Consider the following 6,417-nt stretch of genomic DNA (forward strand, 5'->3'; position numbering starts at 1 on the left):
CCACGCCCCGTCCGTACGGAGAACCACCCGTGACCGCCTTCGCCCCCGACTCCCTCGTGCTCAACCGGAAGCTGCCGCTCTGGTACCAGGTCTCGCAGTCGCTGCGCGCCTCGATACTGGGGCGCACTCCGGACGCCTCGCTGCGCCTGCCCACCGAGGAGCAGCTCGCCGAGCACTACGGGGTGAGCGTGCTGACGATGCGCCAGGCACTCAAGGAGCTGGAGGGCGAGGGGCTGATCAGCCGGCACCGGCGGCGCGGCACGTTCATCGAGCCGGGTGCGCGGCGCGGGGCGCCGGTGCGGCTGCTGGGTTCGGTCGACGCGATCGTCGCCCAGCAGTCGGGCGATCGCACGACGGTTCCCGGCCGTGAGCGGACGGCCGTGTCCGGGGAGCTGCTGGAGCACTTCCCGGATACGGCCGAGGTGGTCACGTACCGCCGGCTGCGCCATGACGGAGAGAGCGGCGAACCGACGAACTGGGCCGAGAACGCGGTGCGCCCGGAGGTCGCCGAGGCGGTGGACCTGGCCGATCTGGCGCGCTGGCCGATGACCAAGGTGCTACGTGACGTGGTGGGCGTGAAGATCAGCCGGATCACCGACACGGTCGAGGCGCGGCTCGCCGACCCGGAGACGGCGGAGCTGCTCCAGGTACCGCTGCTCAGCCCGATCCTGCACTACACGGGTGTGACGTACGACGAGGACGGCCGGGTCGTGGACGTGGCGCGGATCCGCTACCGGGGTGACCGGTTCTCGTTCACGGTGACCGTCGACGCCACCTGACCACCCGTTCCCGCGGGAGGGCCGGGGCGCCCCTTCCCCGCGTTCCCACGGCCCCGGCCGACGTCACTTCTCCTCGTCGTCCCTGCCGCGCTCGCCCTCCGCCTGCGAGGGCGTGGTCCGCATCGTCTGCGGGTGCCGCTGCTTCTTCTCCTTCTCGTCCATGTCCTCGTCGAGCCGCTCGCCCTCGGCCTGCGACGGAGTCGAGTATTCGTCGTACTGGCTCATGACCGCTCCCGCTCCTCGACATCGGGACACATCCGCACGGAACACATCCGCACGGAACACGTCTGCACGGAACACGGAACATATCCGTACATAGGGAGCGTAGCTCTTCGGCCCGCGCTCAGCCCGGCCGCTGCCGCCCGTCGCTACCATCTGCCGGGTGAGCGCTGACGTACCGCTGCTGGACGATCTGATGCCCTGGGCCGTGGGCGGCCTGCGCCTGGGCCGGGCCTGGGTCTCGGCCCCCGACCCCGCGGCCCTGCGCGCCCGCTGGGCGGCCCTGACCGGCGCCGAAGGGCCGGAGCGGGACCGGCTGTTCCGCCCGACCCGGACCCGTACGCCCACCACCGGGGCAGCCGCGCTGCCCGGGCAGCGTTCGCCGTCGACCGCCCGCTTCGCCGACGCGCCGGGCCCCTGCCCCGACCCCGTACGGGTACTGCGGGACCCCTTCGACGAGCAGTGGCTGCTGCCCGACCAGCGGCTCATCGACACGGCCCGGCCGGAGCTGTGGCGGGTCCTCGACGAGCACCAGCTCTTCGCCGTCGAAACCCCGGAACTGCTGGTCACCGCCCACCTCCCGGCCGGCCGCCTGGGCCGGATCCGGCCGCTGCACCGGCGCCCCGGCGGCGCGGAGCCCAATCTCGCCCCCGGTCTGCTGCCGCTGCTGGGCGAGCGGTACGGCGGCTGGGTCACCCCGCAGGACGTGCTGTGCTGGATCCTCGCGGCGGGCCGCCCCGGGCCCCGCGGGTACGAGGTCCCGCTCACCGGCGACCCGGAGCGCTGGCGGGCCGGGCTGGAGCTGGGGCACCGGCTGCTCACCGTCCAGCTGCGCGGCGGGCCCGGCGCCGAGCCGCCCCGGCTGCCGGGCGGCCGGCGCCCGTACGTCCGCTCGGCGGTGCAGGGCTGGCCGCACGGGCTCGGGTACGACGAGCAGACCGGGACCCTGAGCCTCGGCTCCGGGACGGTCTCCCCCGTGCCGCCGGGGGCCTGGGAGTACGAGGTGCAGGGCGGCACCCGGGTGCTGGAGGCCTGGTTCGCCGCCCGCAGCGCCCACCGGGACCCCGGGGCCGAGGGGCTGGAGGCGCTCGGGCCGGCCGAGTGGCCGCAGGCCTGGACCTCGGAGCTGCTGGCGCTGGTGACCACCTTGGCGCTGCTGGCCGATCTGGCTCCGGAGCGCGCGGCGTTCACCCCCGGCCCGCTGCTGTCGGCCGGGGCGCTGGCGGCCGCGGGGGTACTGCCGCCGCCGCGCTGGTCCCGGCGTCCGGCTTCCGTGCTGGACCACCAGGAGGAGGGCCCGGGCGGCCAGTTCGCCCTCCTCTGACCGGGCACCACCACCCCCGCCCCGGAACCGAACACCGCCGCCCCCGGCCGCGGCCCGGATCCGCCGCCGCCCCGGCGCGGGATCGAAGACCGGACTGAATCCCGGGCCTCCCCGCCCGGCCCCGCCCTCGGCCCGGCCGCCCCAGATCCCCCGGATCCCCCGCCCCGACTCCCCCACCCCGGATCCCCCGGCCCGGCCGCCCCGGACCCCCCATCCGCCGCCGGCTCCGGGGCCCGGTCAGCCGTCCGCCGGGGCCCACGCTCCCAGGAGCCGGGACACCGAGCGGTCGAAGACCGCGGACAGGTCGTTCGCCACCTCGGCCACCGGATGGGTGCCGGCGAGCGCCGCCGCCAGCAGCGGGTACTCCCCGGTCGCCAGCCGGGAGACCAGCCATGCCGTCCGTACGCCCTCCTCGGCGGCCTCGCTCCACGGCAGCGACCTGGCCCGTTCCGCCATGGCCAGCTCGCTCGCCACGAAGGCGGCCACCGAGCCGTTCACCGCCGCGACGAGCTCCAGCTTCTCCGGACCGGAGACCTCCAGCGGGGCCAGGCAGGCCAGGCTGTGCTCCAGGTAGCGCAGGGCGTTCGGACCGAAGCCGTACACGGGCGAAAGGAGCCGGGGCAGCCACGGGTGGCGGTGCATCAGCTCCCGCGTCCGGCGGGCGAGCGCGAGCAGGTCGGCCCGCCAGTCCCCGGTCGGCGGGGTCAGCTCGTACTCGCCGCTCACCGCGTCGACCATCAGCTCGTACAGGTCCTCCTTGCGCGGCACGTAGTTGTAGAGGGACATCGTCCCGGCGCCGATCCCGGCGGCCACCCGCCGCATGGAGACGGCGTCGATCCCCTCCGCGTCCGCGATCCGCACGGCTTCGGCCGCGATGGACTCGCGGGTGTGCGCGGGCCGGGGTCCGCGGCCGGCCCGGCCCGGGCGGGCCCAGATCACTTCGGGTGCGGCGGGTCGCCCGCTCGCTGCCATCACTCGATCACCTCGCCCCCATCCTAGTTACGTACATCGTACGTAGTGAGGTAGGGTCCTGCCCATGACAACTACGTACGCTGTACTGAGTGAGGGTCTGGAGAAGCGTTTCGGCAAGGTGCACGCCCTGCGCGGCCTCGATCTGGCCGTACCGGAGGGCTCGGTCTGCGGCCTCCTCGGCCCCAACGGCGCGGGAAAGACCACGGCCGTGCGGATCCTGACGACGCTCACCCGGCCCACGGGCGGCCGCGCCCTCGTCGCCGGCCACGACGTCACGCGCGATCCGGCCGTCGTCCGCCGCGCCATCGGCGTCACCGGCCAGTACGCCTCCGTCGACGGGGATCTGACGGGCCGCGAGAACCTGCGGCTCTTCGCCCGCCTCGCCGGACTGCGCGGACCGGCCGGGCGGACCCGCGCCGACGAGCTGCTGGAGCGATTCGGCCTGGCCGAGGCCGCCGACCGGGTGGCCGGCACCTGGTCCGGCGGAATGCGCAGGCGCCTGGACCTGGCCGCCGGGCTGATCACCCGCCCACGGGTGCTGTTCCTCGACGAGCCCACCACCGGCCTCGATCCGGCGGCCCGCGAGCACATCTGGACGGCCGTACGGGCGCTCGCCGAGGAGGGCACGACCGTCCTGCTCACCACCCAGTACCTGGAGGAGGCCGACCGCCTCGCCGACGACATCGTGGTCGTCGACCGCGGCCGTGCCGTCGCGACCGGCACCCCGGACGGGCTCAAGTCCCGGATCGGCGCGTACGCCGAGGTGACCGTCGCCGGGACGGCGGCGCTCGACGGCGCGGCGGTCGTGCTCGACCGGCTGACCGGCGGCCGGCCCGTCCTCGACCGGCAGCGCCTGACCGCCGGGGTGACGGTCCTGGACCGGGGACTGACCCTGCCCCGGATCATCCGTGCGCTCGACGGGGCGGGGGTCCCGGTCACCGACGCGAGCCTGCGCCCGCCCACCCTCGACGAGGTGTTCCTGCGCCTCACCCGGACCCCCGCCACCGGGACCCCCCTGCCCCCCGGCGCCTCGACCGAGACGGAGCACGCGGCATGAGCACCCTGCTGTCGGACGGCGGCGCCGTCCTCACCCGCCAGTTGCAGAAGACCCGGCACGCACCCGCACTGCTGGTCCTCACCCAGACCATGCCGATCACGATGCTGCTCTTCTTCGGGTACGTCTTCGGCAGCGCGCTCGCCATGCCGGGCTCCGAGTACCGCGAGTTCCTGGTGCCCGGACTGCTCGCCGCGACCGCCGCGAACGGCCTGATGACCGGGATGTTCACGGCCGCGCAGGACGTCCACCGCGGGGTGACGGACCGGTTCCGCACGCTGCCGATGAGCCGCGCGGCCGTCCCGCTCGGGCAGACCGCCGCCGATCTGCTGACCACGGCGGTCTCCATGGTGCCGGTGATGCTGGTGGGGCTCGCGATGGGCTGGCGGGTCGACAACGGACTCCCCGGCGCGCTGGGTGCGCTGGGCGTGCTGCTGCTGTTCCGCTTCGCCACGGCCTGGGCGGGCACGTACCTCGGCCTGCTGAGCCGGAGCGAGGAGGCCGCGGGCCAGCTCGGCAGCGCCACCTTCGTCCTGCCAATGCTGTCCAGCGCGTACCTGCCGACCGCCGGACTGCCGGGATGGCTGCGCACCGTCGCCGAGTGGAACCCGATCAGCGCGGTCGCCACGGCCGTGCGCACGCTGTGCGGGAACGCCGGCGGCGAGGCGGCGGCCGGCGCGGCCTGGCCGGCGGCGCACCCGGTCGCGGGGGCCGTCGCCTGGTCGCTGCTCCTGCTGGCGCTCTGCGCGCCGCCGGCCGCGCGCAGGTTCGCGCGCGGCCGGGACTGAGACCGGCGCCACAGGCAGACGAACCGCGCAAAGCAGGGGATGTCGGCGCCCGGTGTGGTGACAGGTGGGGGTCCCAGCGGATAGGCAGGCTGTCATGACAGCCGATTCGCCCGCGCCCGCGCACCCCCTCGACCCCCTGCCGCTCGACGGTGTCACCGTCGTCGCCGTCGAACAGGCCGTCTCGGCCCCCTTCGCCACCCGCCAGCTCGCCGACCTCGGAGCCCGGGTGATCAAGGTCGAGCGGCCCGACGGCGGCGACTTCGCACGCGCCTACGACACCGCCGCACACGGACTGGCCTCGCATTTCGTGTGGGCCAACCGCGGCAAGGAGTCGATCGCGCTCGACCTGAAGGACCCACGCGCCCTGGAGGTCCTGCACGGACTGCTCGCCGGCGCCGACGTGTTCGTCCAGAACCTCGCCCAGGGGGCCGCCGCCCGCCTCGGCCTCGACTCGGCGTCGCTGTGCGAGCGGTACCCGCGGCTGGTCGCCGTCGACGTCTCCGGGTACGGGGCCGAGGGCCCGTACGCCCACAAGCGCGCCTACGACATGCTCGTGCAGTGCGAGGCGGGGCTGGTCTCGGTGACCGGCACCCCGGAACAGCCCGTCAAGGCGGGCATTCCGGCCGCGGACATCGCGGCTGCCATGTACGCCTTCTCCGGGGTCCTCGCGGCCCTGCTGCGCCGCGGGACCACGGGGCGCGGGGGCCGGGTGGAGGTCTCGATGCTCGATGCGCTGGCCGAGTGGATGGGGCATCCGCTGCACCACACGATGCACGGCGGGGAGCAGCCCGTGCGAACGGGCCTCGCGCACGCCGTCATCGCCCCGTACGACGCCTATCCGACGGCGGACGGGGACCGGGTGCTGCTGTCGGTGCAGAACGACCGCGAGTGGCGGCGGCTCGCCGAACAGGTGTTGGAACGGCCGGAGTTGGCGCAGGATCCGGCGTACGCGACGAACGCGGCGCGCACCCGGGGCCGGGAGAAGACCGACGCCGTGGTCGCCGAGGCGCTGGCCGGGCTCGGCGCCGACGAGGCGATCGGCCGGCTGGAGGCGGCGGGCATCGCCTGCGCGCGGCTGAACTCGGTGGCACAGCTGGCGCAGCATCCACAGCTGGCGGCACGGGACCGCTGGCGGGAGGTGGGATCACCGGCCGGTCCGCTGCGGGCGCTGCTGCCGCCGATCGGACTGCCGGGGGGCGCGGGCGCCGCCCCGGGGGGGGGGGCCCCCCCGCGCGGGGCCCCCCCCGCCCCGCGGCGCGCCCCGGGGGGGGGGGTCGCCCC

At 75.4% G+C, this 6,417-nt stretch carries 7 protein-coding genes; 5 read left to right on the forward strand and 2 right to left on the reverse strand.

The genetic code is table 11. The annotated features are described in order from the left end of the window. The first annotated feature begins 29 nt into the window (after nucleotides 1–29). Nucleotides 30–779: a GntR family transcriptional regulator gene (locus ACFXA3_RS04025; protein WP_385181558.1), complete on the forward strand. Its 750-nt coding sequence runs from the start codon at nucleotides 30–32 to the stop codon at nucleotides 777–779. A 63-nt stretch (nucleotides 780–842) separates the two neighbouring features. Here ACFXA3_RS04025 and ACFXA3_RS04030 read toward each other — a convergent pair whose 3' ends face one another. Further along, nucleotides 843–1,004, reverse strand: coding sequence for a hypothetical protein (locus ACFXA3_RS04030; RefSeq protein ID WP_385181561.1), 162 nt, complete (start codon nucleotides 1,002–1,004; stop codon nucleotides 843–845). Nucleotides 1,005–1,194: 190 nt separating this feature from the next. Between ACFXA3_RS04030 and ACFXA3_RS04035 the strand changes: the two genes are divergently transcribed. Continuing rightward, nucleotides 1,195–2,322, forward strand: a complete 1,128-nt coding sequence (locus tag ACFXA3_RS04035; RefSeq protein ID WP_385181581.1) for a type ISP restriction/modification enzyme — start codon at nucleotides 1,195–1,197, stop codon at nucleotides 2,320–2,322. Between the two features lie 237 nt (nucleotides 2,323–2,559). On the opposite strand, the gene ACFXA3_RS04040 is transcribed toward ACFXA3_RS04035, so the two are convergent. Continuing rightward, entirely contained in the window at nucleotides 2,560–3,294 is a 735-nt protein-coding gene (locus tag ACFXA3_RS04040; protein WP_385181564.1) for a TetR/AcrR family transcriptional regulator, read from the reverse strand. Between the two features lie 64 nt (nucleotides 3,295–3,358). Between ACFXA3_RS04040 and ACFXA3_RS04045 the strand changes: the two genes are divergently transcribed. From ACFXA3_RS04045 to ACFXA3_RS04055, 3 genes are all read left to right on the forward strand, one after another. Beyond that, complete coding sequence (locus ACFXA3_RS04045) at nucleotides 3,359–4,351, forward strand: ATP-binding cassette domain-containing protein (protein ID WP_385181567.1); 993 nt, start codon at nucleotides 3,359–3,361, stop codon at nucleotides 4,349–4,351. Then, on the forward strand, nucleotides 4,348–5,136 hold the full coding sequence (locus ACFXA3_RS04050) for an ABC transporter permease (protein ID WP_385181570.1): 789 nt from the start codon (nucleotides 4,348–4,350) through the stop codon (nucleotides 5,134–5,136). Before ACFXA3_RS04045 ends, ACFXA3_RS04050 begins: the two co-directional genes overlap by 4 nt. A gap of 94 nt (nucleotides 5,137–5,230) precedes the next feature. Then, nucleotides 5,231–6,417 (forward strand): CaiB/BaiF CoA transferase family protein (locus ACFXA3_RS04055; RefSeq protein WP_385181573.1); only part of this gene is annotated, 1,187 nt, incomplete at its 3' end.

Source organism: Streptomyces sp. NPDC059456 (genome assembly GCF_042750055.1).
Lineage (GTDB): Bacteria > Actinomycetota > Actinomycetes > Streptomycetales > Streptomycetaceae > Streptomyces.

What these genes read in the sequence shown, in the direction of transcription:
- ACFXA3_RS04030 (WP_385181561.1), bottom strand. Translation starts at nt 1,004, where the DNA reads ATGAGCCAGTACGACGAATACTCGACTCCGTCGCAGGCCGAGGGCGAG.
- ACFXA3_RS04045 (WP_385181567.1), top strand. Translation starts at nt 3,359, where the DNA reads ATGACAACTACGTACGCTGTACTGAGTGAGGGTCTGGAGAAGCGTTTC.
- ACFXA3_RS04035 (WP_385181581.1), top strand. Translation starts at nt 1,195, where the DNA reads ATGCCCTGGGCCGTGGGCGGCCTGCGCCTGGGCCGGGCCTGGGTCTCG.
- ACFXA3_RS04050 (WP_385181570.1), top strand. Translation starts at nt 4,348, where the DNA reads ATGAGCACCCTGCTGTCGGACGGCGGCGCCGTCCTCACCCGCCAGTTG.
- ACFXA3_RS04040 (WP_385181564.1), bottom strand. Translation starts at nt 3,294, where the DNA reads ATGGCAGCGAGCGGGCGACCCGCCGCACCCGAAGTGATCTGGGCCCGC.